The following is a 16,981-nucleotide window of genomic DNA, read 5'->3' as shown; positions in this document are numbered from 1 at the left end:
CACCGGCCAGCAGCATGCCGAGGAGCATGCCGAGCAGTTGGGCGGCGGCGAAGGCGGGCACCGAGCCGGGCGCGATCCCGGTGAAGGAGTCGGAGAACGCGCGGCCGACGGTGGCGGCACGGCTCGCGAAGAGGCCGGGGGCGGTGAAGCAGGAGGCGACGGCGACCCGGTGGCGGCCCCGGGCGGCGAGGGCGCGGACGGCCTCGGGCACGGTGGGCGCGGCGGCGGAGGCGTACGCGGGGACGACGGGGACGCCGCCGAGGCGCTCGCCGAGCAGGGCGGCGATCCGGCGGAGCTCGGCGCCGGATCGGGGGTCGCGGGATCCGGCGGAGGCGAGGACGACCCCGGCGGTCCGCGAGGCGCCGTCCTCGGGGGTCCAGCCGGCGTGCGCGAGCCGGTCGGCGAGGGCCTCGACGAGCAGCGGGTGGGCGCCGAGCGGCCCGGCCACGCGGGCGCGGAGTCCGGGCTCGGCGGCGAGGGCGGCGGGCAGGTCGTGGGTGACGTGGTGGCCGGGCGCGAAGAGCAGGGGGACGAGGACGGCCTCCCGGCCCTCGGCGGCGAGCTCCGCGAGGGCGGAGCCGAGGAGCGGGGTGTTCAGCTCGATGTGCGCGAGGCGTACGTCGAGGCCGGGGCGGAGCTCGCCGACCCGTTCGAGGAGCCGGGCGAGGCCGGCACGGGCCCGGGGATCCCGACTCCCGTGCCCGACGGCGACGAGCACGGGCGCGGACGGGACCGCACGTCCGGGGCCGGGCTCGACGGGGCCGGGCCGGAGCCCGGCGGCTCCCGTGGGGCGGGAGCGGAGCGGGGCGGTGCCGCCACGGACAGGCTCGGCGGGCACGGGCGCGGTGGCGGGCCCGGTGGGGGCTGCTGGGTTCTTGGGCACGGGTACCTCCTGCTCGTTCTTCCGTGGTCGCCGGGTGTACGGACGCACGTGGACGAGCTGATGGCCGAGCTGCTCGGTGATGCTGCCCAGCAGCGCGGCCGCGTCGGCGAGGGTGCTGTCCTGCTCCGTCATGCGGCGATCCTGGGGGGTGCAGGTTGCCTGTCCGTTGCGCGGGGGTCACGTCTGCCTTCCGCGCCCGCACGCGCGCGTTTCGGCGTCCTCACGCGCGCGGTGCGCCGACTGTCAGGACCGGTCCGGGCGGGCCGGGCCCGTCGCCGTCCGGCGGTCGGCACGGGGCTTCCGCACCTACCCCTGCCCCCTTTTCGAATTCCGAATCACGGAATATCTTTTCCACTATGAGAATTTCCCCGCCCGCGCTCCCCCGGCGCGCCGCCGCCGAGTTCATCGGCACCTGCGCCCTCGTCGCCGTCATCGTCGGCTCCGGGATCCGCGCCGACACCCTGAGCCAGGACACCGGCGTCCGGCTGCTCGCGAACGCCGCCGCGTCCGCCATCGGCCTCGGGCTGCTGATCGCCCTCATCGGGCCGCTCTCCGGCGCCCACTTCAACCCCGTCGTCACCCTCTCCGAGTGGTGGTCGCGGCGCCGCGAGGGAAAGGGCCGCGAGGTCCTCGTCTACATCGGCGCCCAGCTCGCCGGGGCCGTGACCGGCGCGCTGCTCGCCGAGACGATGTTCGGGCGGGTGCCCGGCGCCTGGGCCACCGAGTCGCGCTCGGCGCTCCATCTGCTGGTCGGCGAGGCCGTCGCCACCGCCGGGCTGGTCCTCGTCGTCCGGGGCCTGAGCCACATCGGCCGCCCCGGGCTCGCCCCGGTCGCCGTCGCCGGCTACATCGGCGCGGCGATCTGGTTCACCTCCTCCGGGTCCTTCGCCAATCCGGCCGCCACCGTCGGCCGCGCGTTCTCCGACTCCTTCACCGGGATCGCGCCCGGCTCGGTGCCCGCCTTCGCCGCCGCCCAACTGCTCGGCATGCTCCTCGGCATGCTGCTGGCCGGTGTGTTGTACGGAACACAGGGGGCCTCCGCCGAACCGAACGCCCCCGAAGCGCGTCGGACGGTGTGACAGAGCGACATCGAGAACACCCCCACGGAGGCCCCGCATGCCGGCACGGCTCACCCGGTTGATCCCGCGCACCACCCGGGCCCGCCGCCGCACCGTGCAGGCCGTGATGCTGGGCGCCGTGCTCGCCCTGACCCCCGTCACCTGGATGCACACCGCCGCCGCCGGGAAGCTCCGTACCACCGCCGACGTGCCCGCCCGGGACGTCGCCGTCGTCTTCGGCGCCGGACTGTGGAAGGGCCGCCCCACCCCGTACCTCGCGCACCGGCTCGACGCGGCCGCCGAGCTGTACCGGACGGGGAAGGTCAGGGTCCTGCTCGTCACCGGCGACAACAGCCGGACCGCGTACGACGAGCCCAGCGCCATGCGCGCGTACCTCACCGGGCGCGGGGTGCCGGACGAACAGATCGTCAGCGACTACGCGGGTTTCGACACCTGGGACTCCTGCGTCCGGGCCAGGAAGGTCTTCGGCGTCGACCGGGCCGTGCTCGTCACCCAGGACTTCCACATCAAGCGGGCCGTCGCGCTGTGCGGGCGGGCCGGCGTCGACGCGTTCGGCGTCGGGGTGCCCGAACCCCACGACGTCACCTGGTACTACGGCACCACCCGGGAGGTGTTCGCCGCCGCCAAGGGTTCCCTGGACGCCGCGCTCCGCCCCGACCCGCACTTCCTCGGCCCCGCGGAGAAGGGCGTCACCGAGGCGCTGGCCTCACCGCGGGAGCCGTAGCCGGCGGAGCGCATGGCACCGCGCCCGTAATCGGCGGTGCCGCCCCGCGTAACACGGCCGACCCAGGCTGCCCTCATGTCCGAGGCCACCGCCGTACCCACCCACTGCCCCTACTGCGCTCTCCAGTGCGGCATGTCGCTCCGCGCCACCGGTGCCCCGGAGCTGCCAGCCGAGGTGGTGGACCGGACCGACTTCCCCGTCAACCGGGGCGCGCTGTGCGGCAAGGGCCGCACCGCCCCCGCCGTGCTCTCCTCCCGGGTCCGGCTCACCGGGCCCCTGGTCCGCAGCCCTGACTCCGGGGCCCTGGTGCCCGCGTCCTGGGAGGAGGCCCTCGCCGCCGTCGCCGACGGGCTGCGCCGGACCCGCGCCGACCACGGTCCCGATGCCGTCGGGGTCTTCGGCGGCGGCGGCCTCACCAACGAGAAGGCCTACACCCTGGGCAAGTTCGCCCGGCTGGTGCTCGGCACCTCGCAGATCGACTACAACGGCCGCTTCTGCATGTCGTCGGCGGCCGCCGCGCACGGCAGGGCGTTCGGGCTCGACCGGGGGCTGCCGTTCCCGCTGGAGGACATCCCGAGGACCGGTTGTGTGATCCTCGTCGGCTCCAACCTGGCCGAGACCATGCCACCGGCCCTCCGGTACCTCACCGAACTGCGGGAGAACGGCGGAAAGCTGATCGTCGTCGACCCGCGCCGCACCCGCACCGCCGAGCAGGCCGACCTGCACCTCGCCCCGCGCCCCGGCACCGACCTCGCGCTCGCCCTCGGCCTGCTGCACCTGGTGGTGGCCGAGGGGCGCGTCGACGAGGAGTTCGTCGCGGCCCGCACCACCGGCTGGGCGGAGGCCCGCGCGGGTGCCATGGCCCACTGGCCCGAGCAGGTCGAGCGCCTCACCGGCGTGCCGCTGCCGCTGCTCCGGGAGGCCGTCGCGCTGTTCTGCGACGCCGCGACCGGCATGGTGCTGACCGCGCGCGGCCCCGAACAGCAGTCCAAGGGCACCGACACCGTCGGCGCCTGGATCAACCTCTGCCTGGCCACCGGCAGGGCCGGCCGGCCGCTCAGCGGCTACGGCTGCCTCACCGGCCAGGGCAACGGCCAGGGCGGCCGCGAGCACGGCCAGAAGGCCGACCAGCTCCCCGGCTACCGCAGGCTCGACGACCCGGCCGCCCGCGCGCACGTCGCCGGGGTCTGGGGCGTGGACCCCGGGACCCTGCCGGGGCCGGGGCGGAGCGCGTACGAGCTCCTCGACGCGCTCGGCGGCGACGTACGGGCGCTGCTCCTCATGGGCTCCAACCCGGTGGTCTCCGCGCCGCGCGCCGCCCACGTCGAGGAGCGGCTGCGCTCGCTCGACTTCCTCGCCGTCGCCGACGTGGTGCTCTCCGAGACCGCGGCCCTCGCCGACGTCGTCCTGCCCGTCACCCAGTGGGCGGAGGAGACCGGCACCATGACCAACCTGGAGGGGCGCGTCCTGCTCCGCCGGCGCGCCCTCACCCCGCCCGCCGGGGTCCGCAGCGACCTGGAGGTGCTGCACGCGCTCGCCGGCCTCCTCGGCTGGGAGAAGGGCTTCCCCGCCGAGCCCGAGGAGGTCTTCGAGGAGCTGCGCCGGGCCTCGGCCGGCGGCCCCGCCGACTACTCGGGCATCAGCTACCGCCGGATCGAGGAGGAGCAGGGCGTCTTCTGGCCCTGCCCCGAGACCGGCCCGGGCGGGGGCGGCCACCCGGGCACCCCGCGGCTGTTCCTGGACCGGTTCGCGACACCCGACGGGCGGGCCCGGTTCGTCCCGGTGGTGCACCGGGCGGCGGCAGAGGAGACGGACGCCGAGTACCCCGTCGTCCTCACCACCGGCCGGGTCGTGTCCCAGTACCAGTCGGGCGCGCAGACCCGGCGGGTCGACGAGCTGAACGCGGCGGCGCCCGGGCCCTTCGTGGAGCTCCACCCCCGGGTCGCCGAGCGGCTCGGCGTGGCCGAGGGCGAGCGGGTCGCGGTGGTCTCGCGGCGCGGCCGGGCCGTCGCACCGGCCCGGATCACCACCGCGATCCGGCCGGACACCGTCTTCATGCCGTTCCACTGGGCGGGCGAGGGGCGGGCCAACACCCTGGTGAACCCGGCGCTCGACCCGGTCTCCCGGATGCCCGAGTTCAAGGTCTGCGCGGTCCGGCTCGAACCGCTCACCCCCGGCGACACCACGGCTTCCGACGGAACCGGCCGCCGCGCCCGGTGACCGCTACCGCCGGTCGAACCAGTCGCCGCTCTCGATGACCTCGCCGAGGGGCGCGTCCGGCGCCGCCAGGAACACCCACGCGGACACGCTCGCGCTGTCCCGCGTCCGGACGACGTCCATCGCCACCCGCTCGTACCCGACGGGCAGCTCCAGCCGGTCGAGCAGACCGAAGAGCTCGCCGTACGCGTCGGGCGCGGGCGTGAGCAGCGTGCCGACCACCCGGCCCCCGGTCGCCGGGACGACGTACGGGTAGCCGGGCCCGTCGTACAGGACCGCCCCGTGCAGCACGGCGTCCGCCTCGGCGCCGATCCGGCCGGCGAGGAACCGGTCGTGGTTGTACGCCCCGGGGCGCAGCGTCCCGTACACGAAGAACGGCCGCTCCTCGTGGGCCGGGGCCTCGGGCACCACCGCGCCGGAGGTCTCCCGTTCGACCCAGCGGGCGTACCCCTCGCCGGCCCGGGTCACCCGGGTGGCGAGGATCTCGGGGGTCTCGTAGTCGTGGGCGGCGAGGAGGTGGGACTCCAGGTCCGGGTAGCGGGCCTCGGTGGTCTTGAACACCACCTCCCACTCCTCGGTGGTCTCGATCGCGCCGCGCCAGTGGTACACGGAGGTGACGGGTCCGGAGATCTGCGCGCAGGCGGCCAGCCGGGCCTCGACGGCGCCGCGCGCCAGGGCGTCGGCCTTGGCGCGCGCGTCGGTGGTGGTGCGGACGGTGACGATCACGTCTCCACCGTACGGGCGAACTGGGCGGCGTGCAGCCGGGCGTACGCCCCGCCGGCGGCGAGGAGTTCTTCGTGGCCGCCCTGCTCGGCGATCGAGCCGCCGTCCATCACCAGGATGGTGTCGGCGTCCCGGATCGTGGAGAGCCGGTGGGCGACGACGAAGCTGGTGCGGCCCGCCCGGAGCGAGGCCATCGCCTCCTGCACGAGGCGCTCGGTGCGGGTGTCGACGGAGCTGGTGGCCTCGTCGAGGACGAGGATCGCCGGGTCCGAGAGGAAGGCCCGGGCGAGGGTGACCAGCTGCTTCTCCCCGGCGCTGAGGCCGCCGCCGTCCTCGTCGAGGACGGTGTCGTACCCGGCGGGCAGGGTCCGGACGAACCGGTCGGCGTGCGCGGCCCTGGCCGCCTCGACGATCCGCTCGCGGGAGACCTCGCCGGGCACCCCGTACGCGATGTTGTCGGCGATGGTGCCGCCGAACAGCCAGGTGTCCTGGAGGACCATGCCGATGCCGGAGCGGAGTTCCTCGCGGGTCATGGCGGCGGTGTCGACGCCGTCCACGGTGATCCTGCCGCCGGTCACCTCGTGGAAGCGGAGGAGCAGGTTGACCAGGGTCGTCTTGCCCGCGCCGGTGGGGCCGACGATGGCGACGGTCCGGCCCGGCTCCACCGTGAGCGACAGGTCCTCGACGAGGGGCCGGTCGGGCTCGTAGCGGAAGGCGACCTTCTCGAAGGAGACCCTGCCCCGGCGCTCCGCGGGCCTGCGCGGCTCGGCCGGGTCCGGGTCCTCCTCCTCGGCGTCGAGGAGGTCGAAGACCCGCTCGGCCGAGGCCACTCCGGACTGGAGCAGGTTGGCCATCGCGGCGACCTGGGTGATCGGGCTGTTGAAGTCGTAGGAGTACTGGATGAAGGCCTGCACGTCCCCGACGGAGAGCGTGCCGCCGGCCACCCGCAGGCCGCCGACCACGGCGATGACCACGTAGTTCAGATTGCCGACGAGGGTCAGCGCGGGCTGGATGAACCCGGACACGAACTGCGCCCGGAAGCTCGCCCGGTACAGCTCGTCGCCCAGTTCGTCGAAGCGGCGCACGGCCTCCTCCCTGCGGCCGAAGACGACGACCTCGGTGTGTCCGGTGATCATCTCCTCGACGTGGCTGCCGAGCCGGCCGGTGACCGCCCACTGCTTCACGAACTGCGGCTGGGCGCGCCGCCCGACGAAGCCCGCGACGGCGATCGAGACGGGCACGGTGGCGAGGGCGACGAGGGCCAGGACCGGGGAGACCCAGAACATCATCGCGAGGACGCCGGCCAGGGTGAGGAGCGCGCGGCTCATCTGGCTCAGGGCCTGCTGGAGGGTCTGGGTGACGTTGTCGATGTCGTTGGTGGTGCGGGAGAGGACCTCGCCGCGCGGCTGCCGGTCGAAGTAGCCCAGGGGCAGCCGCGCCAGTTTGTGCTGGGCCTCCTCGCGGAGCCGGTAGCCGGCCCGCTGGACGACGGTGGTGGCGATCCGCAGCTGGACCCAGGTGAAGAAGGAGGATCCGGCGACGACCACGGCGGAGAGGGCCAGGATCCGGCCGACGGCCCGGAAGTCGACGCCGGCGGGGCCGGTGGCCCCGGTGACGACGAGGTCGGTGGCGCGGCCGAGGAGGAGGGGGTTGAGGACGGTGAGGAGGACGCCCGCGGCGCCTGCGGCGAACACGCCGACGAGGCGGGCGCGGTCGGGGGCGAGGGTGCGGAGGAGGCGGAGCCCGGAGGTGCGGAAGGAGAGGGAGCGTTCGAGGCCGGCCGAGGGGGTCGGGCCGGGGCCGCGCTGCGAAGCGGCGGGGCCGACGCGGGCGGGTGCGGCGGCGCCGGGCGCGTCCTTCGCGGGGCGGCTCTCCGTGGCCGTGCTCATGCGGCTTCCTCCTCGGTGAGCTGGGAGAGGACGATCTCCCGGTAGGTGGGGTTGTCCCGCATCAGGGACGTGTGGGTGCCGGTGCCGACGGTCCGGCCGCGGTCGAGGACGACGATCCGGTCGGCGTCCCGGATGGTGGAGACCCGCTGGGCGACGAGGACGACGGTGGCGTCCGCCGTCTCCGCCCGCAGGGCGGCGCGGAGGCGGGCGTCGGTGCCGGGGTCGAGGGCGGAGAACGAGTCGTCGAAGAGGTAGAGGCGGGGGCGGGCGACGAGGACGCGGGCGATGGCGAGCCGCTGCCGCTGTCCGCCGGAGAAGTTGGTGCCGCCCTGGGTGACGGGCGCGTCGAGTCCCTCGTCGAGCCCGCGGACGAAGTCGGCGGCCTGGGCGACGTGGAGGGCGTGCCAGAGTTCCTCGTCGGTGGCGTCGGGTCTGCCGTAGCGGAGGTTGGTGGCGACGGTGCCGGAGAAGAGGTAGGGCTTCTGGGGGACGAGTCCGACGGTGCGGGCCATGAGGTCGGGGGCGAGGTCGCGGACGTCGACGCCGTCGACGAGGACCTCGCCGCCGGTGGCGTCGAAGAGCCGGGGGACGAGTCCGAGGAGGGTGGACTTGCCGCTGCCGGTCGAGCCGATGATCGCGGTGGTCTCGCCGGGGCGGGCCTCCAGGCGGGGGCCGGTGCGGCGTGKAGGGGTACGTAGAGAGGGTGGCTGGCCTCGGTGGTCACATCCGGCRCAGTAGGTCCGCCCGTATACGGGAATCCGCAGCTCAGCCCGCTTCCGCCGATCCTTAAGCCTGGCTTGAGCCGAGCCTGACCACGGGTTAACCCGGGCGGTCCCGTCGTCCGGCCTCACAGCGGGTGGGGGCGGGGACGGAGATCAGCGTTCCGTACGGGAAACAGCCGGGATGCCGCCGGGAAACACCGGCCGCGCACGCTTCCCGGTATGAGTACACGGATCGTGGTGGTCGGGGGCGGAACGGCGGGCGCCCGGCTCGCCCAGCGCCTGCCCGTCACCCTCCTCGGCGAGGAGCCGCACGCCCCGTACAACAGGGTGCTGCTCGCCGACGTCCTCGCCGGGCGGTACGCCCCCGAGGTCATCGCCCTGCCCGGGACCCGCGAACCGGCCCGGCTCGGGGTGCGGGCGGTGCGGATCGACCGGGCGGCGCGGACGGTGGAGTGCGCGGACGGCTCCCTCGTCGGCTACGACCGGCTGGTGCTGGCCACCGGCTCCAACCCGGTGCTCCCACCGCTGCGCGGACTGCGCGGCCCGGCCGGGACGGAGCCGCCGGAGGGCGTCCACGCCTTCCGTACGCTCGACGACTGCCTGGCGCTGCGCGACCGGGTGCGGCCCGGGACGCGGGCCGTGGTCATCGGCGGCGGGCTCCTCGGGGTCTCGGCGGCGCGGGCGCTCGCGGCGCTGGGCGCGGAGGTGGTGCTCACCCAGCAGGGCGAGCGCCTGATGGAGCGCCAGCTGGACGCGTCCGCCTCGGAGCTGCTGCGGGAGCATGTCGAGGCCCTCGGGGTCGAGGTGCACACCGAGTGCCGGGTGAGCGGCCTGCGGCAGCGGGACGGCCGCGTCACCGCCGTCGAACTGGCCGACGGCTTCGTCCTCGACGCGCGGGTCGTGGTCCTGGCGTGCGGGGTCCGCCCGAGGGTGGCCCTGGCCCGGGAGGCGGGCCTCGCGGTCGCCACCGGCATCGTCGTCGACGACGAGCTCCGGACGTCCGACCCGTACGTCCACGCGATCGGCGACTGCGCGGAACACGCGGGCCGCGTCTACGGCCTGGCGGGCCCGGCCCTGGAACAGGCGGACGCCGTGGCGGAGATCCTGACGGCGGCGGAAGCCGCGGCCCGGTCCGGACGGCCGACCCCGGGGACGGAAGCCGCGGCCCGGTCCGGACGGCCGACCCCGGGGACGGGAACCGCGGGAGCCGGCCTCGCCCGCGCGACGGCGGGAGCCGAGCACGCCTTCGCGCCCGCCACCGCGTACACCGGCACCCGCGCGCTCACCCGGCTGACCCTGGGTGGCGCGGCGCCGCTCGATCTCGCCGCCTTCGGGGAGACCACCGCGCTGCCCGGCGACGACGTCGTCCAGCTCACCGACGCCACCCGCCGCGCCTACCGCAAGGTCGTCGTCCGCGGGGACCGCCTCGTCGGCGGTGTCCTCCTCGGCGACCTGGCCGCCGTCGGCACGCTCGCCCGGGCCTGGGAGGGCGACGAGGCCCTGCCCGACGAGGCCCCCCTGCTCCACCTGCTCACCCACGACGGAGGCTCCTCATGACCACCCCCACCATCGTCCTGGTCGGCCACGGAATGGTCGGCCAGCGGTTCCTGGAGTCGCTCGCCGACCGCGGTGTCACCGAGCGGGCCAGGATCGTCGTCCTCTGCGAGGAGCCGCGCCCCGCCTACGACCGCGTCCAGCTGACCTCGTACTTCTCCGGGAACACCCCGGACGACCTGTCCATGGTCGAGGCGGGCTTCATGGAGAAGCACGGCATCGAGCTGTACGTGGGCGACGCGGCGGAGTCGGTGGACCGGGAAGCCCGTACGGTCACCGCCCGCTCCGGCCGGGTCCTCGCGTACGACACGCTGGTCCTCGCCACCGGCTCGTACCCCTTCGTTCCCCCCGTCCCCGGCAAGGACGCCCGCGGCTGCTTCGTCTACCGGACGATCGAGGACCTGCTGGCCATCGAGGAGTACGCGAAGACCGCGACGACCGGCGCGGTCGTCGGCGGCGGTCTGCTGGGCCTGGAGGCGGCCGGGGCGCTGAAGGGCCTCGGACTCGACACGCACGTGGTGGAGTTCGCCCCGCGGCTGATGCCGGTGCAGGTCGACGAGGGCGGCGGCGCCGCGCTGCTGCGGACCATCGAGCGGATGGGCCTGTCCGTGCACACCGGGACGGGGACGCAGGAGGTCGTGACGGCGGACGGCGCCGTGACGGGCATGAGGCTGTCGGACGGTTCCGAACTGCCCGTGGACATGGTGGTGTTCTCCGCCGGCGTGCGGCCCCGGGACCAGCTGGCGCGCGACTGCGGTCTGGCCGTCGGGGAGCGCGGCGGCATCGCGGTCGACGAGCGGTGCCGCACCTCGGACCCGGCGGTGTTCGCGATCGGCGAGTGCGCGCTGGCCTCCGACGGGCGGGTGTACGGCCTGGTGGCGCCGGGCTACGAGATGGCCCAGACGGTGGCGGCGACCCTCGCGGAGGAGGCGGGCGAGGACGACGGCTTCACCGGCGCCGACCTGTCGACGAAGCTGAAACTGCTCGGCGTGGACGTCGCGTCCTTCGGCGACGCGCACGGCACGGCCGAGGGCTGCCTCGACGTCGTCTACTCCGACTCCCGCTCGGGCGTCTACAAGAAGCTGGTCGTGAGCGGCGAGGGCGTCCTCCTGGGCGGTGTCCTGGTCGGCGACGCCGAGCAGTACGGGCTGCTGCGCCCGCTCACCGGGACGGTCCCGCCGGTCTCCCCCGAGCAGCTGGTCCTCCCGGCGGGCGCGGGCGCCCCGGTGGCCCTGGGACCCTCGGCGCTGCCGGACGACGCGGTGATCTGTTCGTGCCACAACGTGACGAAGCACGCGATCGGCCAGTGCTCCTCGCTCGCCGAGGTGAAGAAGTGCACCAAGGCCGGTACGGGCTGCGGCAGTTGCGTGAAGGTCATCGAGAAGCTGCTGCCGCCCCCGGCCGACCAGGGCCTGTGCCGCTGCTTCGCGTACACCCGGAGCGAGCTGTACGAGATCGCCCGCACCCTGCGGGCGACCTCCTTCGCGGCGCTGCTCGACTCCCACGGACGGCAGGAGGCGCGGGGCGGGGAGGGCTGCGAGGTCTGCAAGCCGACCGTCGGCTCGATCCTGGCCTCCCTCAACAACGGCTACATCCTGGACGGCGAGCAGGCCTCGCTCCAGGACACCAACGACCACTTCCTCGCCAACATGCAGCGCAACGGCTCCTATTCGGTGGTGCCGCGCATTCCCGGCGGCGAGATCACCCCGGACAAGCTGATCGTGATCGGCGAGGTGGCCCGCGACTTCGGTCTCTACACCAAGATCACCGGCGGTCAGCGGATCGACCTCTTCGGCGCCCGGGTGGACCAGCTCCCGGCGATCTGGACCCGCCTGGTCGACGCGGGCTTCGAGTCGGGGCACGCGTACGGCAAGGCGCTGCGCACCATCAAGTCCTGTGTGGGACAGACCTGGTGCCGGTACGGCGTGCAGGACTCGGTGCGGATGGCGATCGGCCTGGAGCTGCGCTACCGGGGCCTGCGCGCCCCGCACAAGCTGAAGTCGGCGGTCTCCGGCTGCGCCCGCGAGTGCGCCGAGGCCCAGTCGAAGGACTTCGGGATCATCGCCACGGCGAGCGGCTGGAACCTGTACGTCGGCGGGAACGGCGGCGCGACCCCGCGCCACGCCGACCTGCTCGCCCAGGACCTCTCGGACGCCGAACTGGTGCGTCTGATCGACCGGTTCCTGATGTTCTACATCCGGACGGCGGACCGCCTGGAGCGGACGTCGACCTGGCTGGAGCGGCTGGAGGGCGGGCTCGACCACCTCAGGGACGTGGTGGTGCACGACTCGCTCGGGCTCTGCGACGAACTGGAGGCCCTGATGGCGGCGCACGTCGCCGACTACCGGGACGAGTGGGCGCAGACCCTCGACGACCCGGAGCGGCTGCGGCGCTTCGTCTCCTTCGTGAACGCCCCGGAGGCGCCGGACCCCTCGGTCCGCTTCGTGCCGGAGCGCGACCAGATCAAGCCGGATCTCACGTTCCTCACCCTGGAAGGGGTCACCTCCCGATGACCAAGCCGACGACGCTCGACGCCGCGACACCCGACACCCTGCCGGCCGCGTCCCCGGCGCCCSGGGCGCCGACCCTCGAACTGTCGCCGTCTCCCGACGCCTGGCTGGCGGTCTGCGAGGAGGGCCGGCTGACCCCCGGCCGGGGCGTGGCGGCGCTACTGCCGGACGGCCGGCAGGCGGCGGTCTTCCGGGACCGGGCCGGCCGGACGTACGCGATCGACAACCGGGACCCGTTCACCGGGGCGCAGGTGCTCTCCCGGGGGCTCGTCGGTTCGGCGGAGGGCCGGCCGTTCGTGGCCTCCCCGCTGCTGAAGCAGCGCTTCGACCTGGAGACGGGCCGGTGCCTGGACGACGACGAGGTCACGGTGGCGGTGTTCCCGGTGCGGTCGCGGTACGCCTGAGGAAACTTGACCGATCGTTCCAGAGAGTCGTACGGTCCTCCTGTGGCCAGGACCAAGGAATTCGATCCCGACGCCGCGCTCCGGGCCGCCATCGAACTGTTCTGGGCGCGCGGCTACGAGGCGACGACGATGTCGGACCTCGTGGAGCACCTCGGCATCGGCCGGGCCAGCATCTACGCGACCTTCGGGAACAAGCACACGCTGTACCTGAGGGCGCTGGACCGCTACCTGGAGACCCGCGACCCGCGGATCGTCGAGGAGCTGTCCGCACCGGGCCCGGCACTTCCGGCGGTCCGCGCGGTCGTCCGCCGGTTCGCCGCGGAGGCGTCGGTCGACGAGGAACGGGTGAACGGCTGCTTCGTCACCAACTCGGCGGCGGAACTCGGGCCGCACGACACGGCGGTGGCCCGCCGGGTCGAGCTCAGCTGGGAGCACATCGAGACGCTCCTGTACGGGGCGCTCACCCGGGCCCGCGCCGGGGGCGAACTCCCGGCCGGCCGGGACCCGCGCGCACTGGCACGCATGCTGCTGGTCCTGCTCCAGGGGATCCGGGTGGTCGGCAAGGCGTCGAGCGACCCGGCGAGGGTCCGCGAGGCGGCGGAACAGGCCCTGGCCCTGCTGGACTGAGGCCGCGGAACGGAAGAAAGGGCGCCCACGGGGGGCGCCCTTTCTTCGCAGCTTATTTTGGAACGTACGGTCAAATACGGGGGGACGGACATGGCACCGACGCGGGTAGGGGAACACGGCGGAACCACCGACGGCGGACGCTGCGGGGAGGGTGAGGGGCCGCTGCGGGGCACGACGGCGGGCGGCCGCACACCAGAGGGCTTGAGCACCCAGGACCGCCGCACCCGCGGTGGCTTCGCCCTGCTCGCGGTCGTTCAGATGACCCTGATCTTCACGATCGCCTCCCTCGCCGTGCCCCTCCCCCGCATCGGCGTCGAGTTCCGGCTCGACCGCGCCCAGCTGATCCTGCTGAGCGCCGCGTACGGCCTGACCTTCGCCGGGCTGCTCCTCTTCGGCGGCCGGCTCGCCGACCGCTTCGGCGGGCGCCGGGTCCTCACCGCCGGACTGCTGGTCTTCGCCGCCGCCTCCGCCCTCGCGCCGCTCACCCCGGGCTACGAGACGCTGCTCGCCGCGCGGTTCGGACAGGGCGTGGGCGCGGCGCTCGTCGCCCCGGCGGCGATGACGGCCCTCCGGTCACTGTTCCCCGAACCCGCCGCGTACAGCGGGGCGATGGCCACCTGGGGCGGCCTCTCGGTGCTGGGCGCGACGGCGGGGAACCTGCTCTCCGGGGTGATCGCGGCGGCCACCTCCTGGCGCGGGACGTTCGCCGTCCCGGTGGCGGTGGCCGTCGCGGCCCTGCTCCTGGCACCGCGGCTGCTGCCGCGGACGGCACCCGACCGCGACCGGGGCAGCCGGTCGCCGGACCTCCCCGGCGCGCTCCTCGCCACCACCGGCATCACCCTCGCCAGCCTCGGACTCGTCCTCACCGACGCCCACGCCTGGGGCTCCGCCCCGGTCCTCGTCCCCCTGCTGGCCGGGCTCGTCCTGCTCACCGCCTTCGGGGCCGTAGAACGACGGACCGACGACCCCCTGCTGCCCCCGGACTTCCTGCGCGACCGCCGCCGGGGCCTCGGCCTCGCCGCCATCGGCCTCACGGCGAGCGGCATGGCCTCCGTCTTCGTGCTGCTCTCCCTGTCGTTCCAGCAGCAGCGCGGCTGGGACGAGCTGCGCACCTCGGCGGCGTTCGTACCCTTCGCGCTCGCCCTGCTGGGTGCGGGCCGGCTGGCGGGCCCGCTGATCGGGCGGTACGGCCCCGGGCGGGTGACCGCCGCCGGGCTGGGGGCGGCGGCCGCGGGGCTCGGGCTGCTCGCCGCCACCGGCTTCGCCGCCTCGGTGCCGTACGCGTACGGCCTGCTCCCCGGCCTGCTCCTGCTGCCGGCCGGCGGCGCCCTGTCGTTCGCGGCCGCCGCCGTCCTGGCCACCGAGGGCGTCCCGGCGCACCGGGCGGGGCTCGCGGGCGGCGTCCTCAACACGGCGATGGAGCTCGGCCCGACCGTGATCTTCGCCGCGCTGCTCACCCTCGGCGGGGACGCGGTGTCCCTGGGGGCGGCCGCCGCCCTGTTCACCGCGCTCGCCGCCGCCGCGTCCCGTCTCAGATAGCCCGCGCCCGCGGCGCCACACACACCACATCGCACACCACACCACAGCACGCAGCACGCAGCACGCAGCACGCAGCACGCAGCACGCAGCACGCAGCACGGACATCACACGCATCACGCATCACACACGGGAGTCGACCCACATGAACGCACGCTTCACCGACCGCGTCGTCCTCGTCACCGGGGCCGGTTCCGGTCTCGGCCGGGCCGTCGCGCTCGCCTTCGCCGCCGAGGGCGCGAAGCTCGTCGTCGCAGGCCGCACCGCCGCGCCCCTGGCGGAGACGGTCGGCCTGATCGAGGCCGCCGGGGGCACCGCCGCGGCGGTCACGGCCGACGTGACCGACGCCGGGTCCGTACGGGAACTGGTCCGGCGCACGGTCGAGATCCACGGCGGCCTCGACGTGGCCGTGAACAACGCGGGGGTGTTCCGCGGCGGCGGCCACAGCGCCGCCGACCTCCCCCTGGAGGACTGGCGGACGCTGCTCGACGTCAACGTCACCGGAGTGCTGCACGCCCTGCAGGCCGAGGTGGCGCACATGCGGGCGCACGGCGGCGGGGCCATCGTGAACATCGCCTCGAACCTGGGCCCGCACGTCCGGAAGCCGGGCCTCTCCGGCTACCAGGTCTCGAAGGCCGCCGTGTCGGCGCTCACCCGGGCCGCGGCCCTGGACCACATCGCCGACGGGGTCCGGATCAACGCGGTCAGCCCCGGTGCCTCGGAGTCCTCGATGTCGCTGCTGCCCGGCGAGACGGAGGCCGAGCGGGAGGTCCGGATGAAGCAGGAGTCCCCGCTGGGGCGGATCTCCTCCGCCGCGGAGGTGGCCGCGGCGGTGCTGTACCTGGCGTCGGACGCGGCGGGCTCCGCCGTCGGCACCGACCTGGTGATCGACGGCGGCGTCTCCGCCTGACCCACGGGGCTCAGCCCTGGGTGGCCGCCGGGTCCATCCAGAAGACCTCCCAGTGGTGGCCGTCCAGGTCCGTGAACGAGCGGCCGTACATGAAGCCCATGTCCATCGCGTCCTTCGCCGGGGTACCGCCCGCGGCGAGGGCCGCGTCGGCCAGCTCGTCGCACTTCTCGCGGCTCTCGGCGCTCAGGGTGACCAGGACCTCGGTCGCCTTGGTGGCGTCGGAGATCTCCTTGCCGGGGGCCATGAAGGACCGGAACTTCTCCTCCTCCAGGAGCATCGCGAAGATCGTGTCGCTGAAGACCACACAGGTGGTGGTGGCGTCGCTGAACAGCGGGTTGTGGGAGAAGCCGAGCTTCTCGAAGAAGGCCCTGCTGGCGTCGACACTCTTGACGGGCAGGTTCACGAAGATCATCTGCGGGGCCATGGTGCGCTCTCTCTTCCCTCGCGGTCGCTCCGGTCGCTTCGGTCGCTCCGGCGCTTTCAAGAGGTAGGACGGGCGTCCCGCCCGTAACTCATCGCTCTCCCGAGATTCTTTTTCGTTCAGGCGGCGGAGCGCAGCTCGAGGGCCGCCAGCGGTACGAATCCACCGCCCCCGCCCGCCGTACCGACGCCGGGTCCGGCGAGCCGGCGCAGCATCGCGACGGCGATCCGCTCGCCCTGGCCCTTGGCCCGCTCGGCGCGCGGGCCGGTGTGCAGACCGTCGACGGCGGCGTGCCAGAGCTGCACCCAGCGCCCGAAGTGGGCGGCGGTGAGGGGCCGGACGGAGTGGAGCGCGGCGTGCGGCGCGAAGGCGTCGCGGCCGTAGTCGGTGGTACGGAAGAGGGCGCGCTCCCAGAAGTCGGTGATGCGCGGCAGGTGCGTCTCCAGGCCGGTCCCGGCGATCTCGGTGAAGAACGGCCCGATGAGGGGGTCGGCGAAGGCGGCGGTGTAGAACCGCCGCAGCAGCACGTCGAGGTCGTCTCGGCCCCTGATGTCCCGGGTGGTACGCATGCCCCCAGTGTCCCCGCAGGACGGGCTCAGCCCAAGAGCCGAAGGTCCCGCCGCCACAAGCCCCCCCAAAGCACCCCACTGCCCGCCGGGGCACGCCCCCCCGCCCCCGCCCGCCCGACAGGGACCCGCCGCTTCCCCTTCATCGCTTGTTGATGCACAGTCAATTCCGTACTCCTAGTTTCCGGAAACGCGCGACCCCGTCGCCGACCGGTC

14 protein-coding genes and 1 pseudogene are annotated in these 16,981 nt (G+C 74.5%); 9 read left to right on the top strand and 6 right to left on the bottom strand.

Going from position 1 to position 16,981, the window contains the following annotated elements:
- Nucleotides 1-1,015 (bottom strand): sirohydrochlorin chelatase (locus tag EAO70_RS38025; protein ID WP_187283954.1); only part of this gene is annotated, 1,015 nt, incomplete at its 3' end.
- A gap of 224 nt (nt 1,016-1,239) precedes the next feature.
- Between EAO70_RS38025 and EAO70_RS19780 the strand changes: the two genes are divergently transcribed.
- The 3 genes from EAO70_RS19780 to EAO70_RS19770 all read left to right on the top strand — a co-directional run bounded on the left by EAO70_RS19780 (nt 1,240) and on the right by EAO70_RS19770 (nt 4,906).
- Nucleotides 1,240-1,962: an aquaporin gene (locus tag EAO70_RS19780; RefSeq protein ID WP_148004214.1), complete on the top strand. Its 723-nt coding sequence runs from the start codon at nt 1,240-1,242 to the stop codon at nt 1,960-1,962.
- 37 nt (nt 1,963-1,999) lie between these two features.
- On the top strand, nt 2,000-2,686 hold the full coding sequence (locus EAO70_RS19775; RefSeq protein ID WP_148004213.1) for a vancomycin high temperature exclusion protein: 687 nt from the start codon (nt 2,000-2,002) through the stop codon (nt 2,684-2,686).
- Between the two features lie 75 nt (nt 2,687-2,761).
- Nucleotides 2,762-4,906, top strand: coding sequence for a molybdopterin oxidoreductase family protein (locus EAO70_RS19770; RefSeq protein WP_148004212.1), 2,145 nt, complete (start codon nt 2,762-2,764; stop codon nt 4,904-4,906).
- A 3-nt stretch (nt 4,907-4,909) separates the two neighbouring features.
- Here EAO70_RS19770 and cutA read toward each other — a convergent pair whose 3' ends face one another.
- From cutA to EAO70_RS19755, 3 genes and pseudogenes are all read right to left on the bottom strand, one after another.
- Nucleotides 4,910-5,629: a divalent cation tolerance protein CutA gene (cutA, locus tag EAO70_RS40040; RefSeq protein ID WP_148004211.1), complete on the bottom strand. Its 720-nt coding sequence runs from the start codon at nt 5,627-5,629 to the stop codon at nt 4,910-4,912.
- On the bottom strand, nt 5,626-7,515 hold the full coding sequence (locus EAO70_RS19760; RefSeq protein WP_148004210.1) for an ABC transporter ATP-binding protein: 1,890 nt from the start codon (nt 7,513-7,515) through the stop codon (nt 5,626-5,628). The genes cutA and EAO70_RS19760 overlap by 4 nt, the downstream gene beginning before the upstream one ends.
- Nucleotides 7,512-8,189 (bottom strand): annotated as a pseudogene (locus EAO70_RS19755) (ABC transporter ATP-binding protein); the annotation flags it as partial. The gene EAO70_RS19760 and the pseudogene EAO70_RS19755, both read right to left, overlap by 4 nt.
- 267 nt (nt 8,190-8,456) lie before the next feature.
- On the opposite strand from EAO70_RS19755, the gene EAO70_RS19750 reads away from it, so the two are divergent.
- The 6 genes from EAO70_RS19750 to EAO70_RS19720 all read left to right on the top strand — a co-directional run bounded on the left by EAO70_RS19750 (nt 8,457) and on the right by EAO70_RS19720 (nt 15,778).
- Entirely contained in the window at nt 8,457-9,794 is a 1,338-nt protein-coding gene (locus tag EAO70_RS19750; RefSeq protein WP_148004209.1) for an NAD(P)/FAD-dependent oxidoreductase, read from the top strand.
- Nucleotides 9,791-12,304, top strand: a complete 2,514-nt coding sequence (gene nirB, locus EAO70_RS19745) for a nitrite reductase large subunit NirB (RefSeq protein WP_148004208.1) — start codon at nt 9,791-9,793, stop codon at nt 12,302-12,304. Before EAO70_RS19750 ends, nirB begins: the two co-directional genes overlap by 4 nt.
- On the top strand, nt 12,301-12,705 hold the full coding sequence (gene nirD, locus EAO70_RS19740; RefSeq protein ID WP_261992950.1) for a nitrite reductase small subunit NirD: 405 nt from the start codon (nt 12,301-12,303) through the stop codon (nt 12,703-12,705). The genes nirB and nirD overlap by 4 nt, the downstream gene beginning before the upstream one ends.
- Nucleotides 12,706-12,747: 42 nt before the next feature.
- On the top strand, nt 12,748-13,332 hold the full coding sequence (locus EAO70_RS19735; protein ID WP_148004207.1) for a TetR/AcrR family transcriptional regulator: 585 nt from the start codon (nt 12,748-12,750) through the stop codon (nt 13,330-13,332).
- A gap of 162 nt (nt 13,333-13,494) precedes the next feature.
- Complete coding sequence (locus tag EAO70_RS19730) at nt 13,495-14,871, top strand: MFS transporter (RefSeq protein ID WP_410091390.1); 1,377 nt, start codon at nt 13,495-13,497, stop codon at nt 14,869-14,871.
- 142 nt (nt 14,872-15,013) lie between these two features.
- Nucleotides 15,014-15,778, top strand: a complete 765-nt coding sequence (locus EAO70_RS19720; protein WP_148004205.1) for an SDR family NAD(P)-dependent oxidoreductase — start codon at nt 15,014-15,016, stop codon at nt 15,776-15,778.
- Nucleotides 15,779-15,788: 10 nt separating this feature from the next.
- Here EAO70_RS19720 and EAO70_RS19715 read toward each other — a convergent pair whose 3' ends face one another.
- Both EAO70_RS19715 and EAO70_RS19710 read right to left on the bottom strand, forming a co-directional pair.
- Nucleotides 15,789-16,202: a VOC family protein gene (locus EAO70_RS19715; RefSeq protein ID WP_148004204.1), complete on the bottom strand. Its 414-nt coding sequence runs from the start codon at nt 16,200-16,202 to the stop codon at nt 15,789-15,791.
- Between the two features lie 116 nt (nt 16,203-16,318).
- Nucleotides 16,319-16,768 carry a group III truncated hemoglobin gene (locus tag EAO70_RS19710; RefSeq protein WP_148004203.1) on the bottom strand — a complete coding sequence of 150 codons (450 nt, stop codon included), beginning with the start codon at nt 16,766-16,768 and terminating at the stop codon, nt 16,319-16,321.
- Nucleotides 16,769-16,981: the final 213 nt, after the last annotated feature.

This window comes from Streptomyces sp. adm13(2018) (assembly GCF_008042145.1).
GTDB lineage: Bacteria > Actinomycetota > Actinomycetes > Streptomycetales > Streptomycetaceae > Streptomyces.
The sequence above is the reverse complement of the archived record's forward strand: the minus strand, read 5'-3'. Positions and strand labels throughout refer to the sequence as shown.

Bases quoted from the DNA above. Each gene is read 5' to 3' on its own strand.
- EAO70_RS19770 (WP_148004212.1), top strand. From the start codon at position 2,762: ATGTCCGAGGCCACCGCCGTACCCACCCACTGCCCCTACTGCGCTCTC.
- EAO70_RS19750 (WP_148004209.1), top strand. From the start codon at position 8,457: ATGAGTACACGGATCGTGGTGGTCGGGGGCGGAACGGCGGGCGCCCGG.
- EAO70_RS19715 (WP_148004204.1), bottom strand. From the start codon at position 16,202: ATGGCCCCGCAGATGATCTTCGTGAACCTGCCCGTCAAGAGTGTCGAC.
- EAO70_RS19720 (WP_148004205.1), top strand. From the start codon at position 15,014: ATGAACGCACGCTTCACCGACCGCGTCGTCCTCGTCACCGGGGCCGGT.
- nirB (WP_148004208.1), top strand. From the start codon at position 9,791: ATGACCACCCCCACCATCGTCCTGGTCGGCCACGGAATGGTCGGCCAG.
- EAO70_RS19775 (WP_148004213.1), top strand. From the start codon at position 2,000: ATGCCGGCACGGCTCACCCGGTTGATCCCGCGCACCACCCGGGCCCGC.
- EAO70_RS19710 (WP_148004203.1), bottom strand. From the start codon at position 16,768: ATGCGTACCACCCGGGACATCAGGGGCCGAGACGACCTCGACGTGCTG.
- EAO70_RS19780 (WP_148004214.1), top strand. From the start codon at position 1,240: ATGAGAATTTCCCCGCCCGCGCTCCCCCGGCGCGCCGCCGCCGAGTTC.
- EAO70_RS19760 (WP_148004210.1), bottom strand. From the start codon at position 7,515: ATGAGCACGGCCACGGAGAGCCGCCCCGCGAAGGACGCGCCCGGCGCC.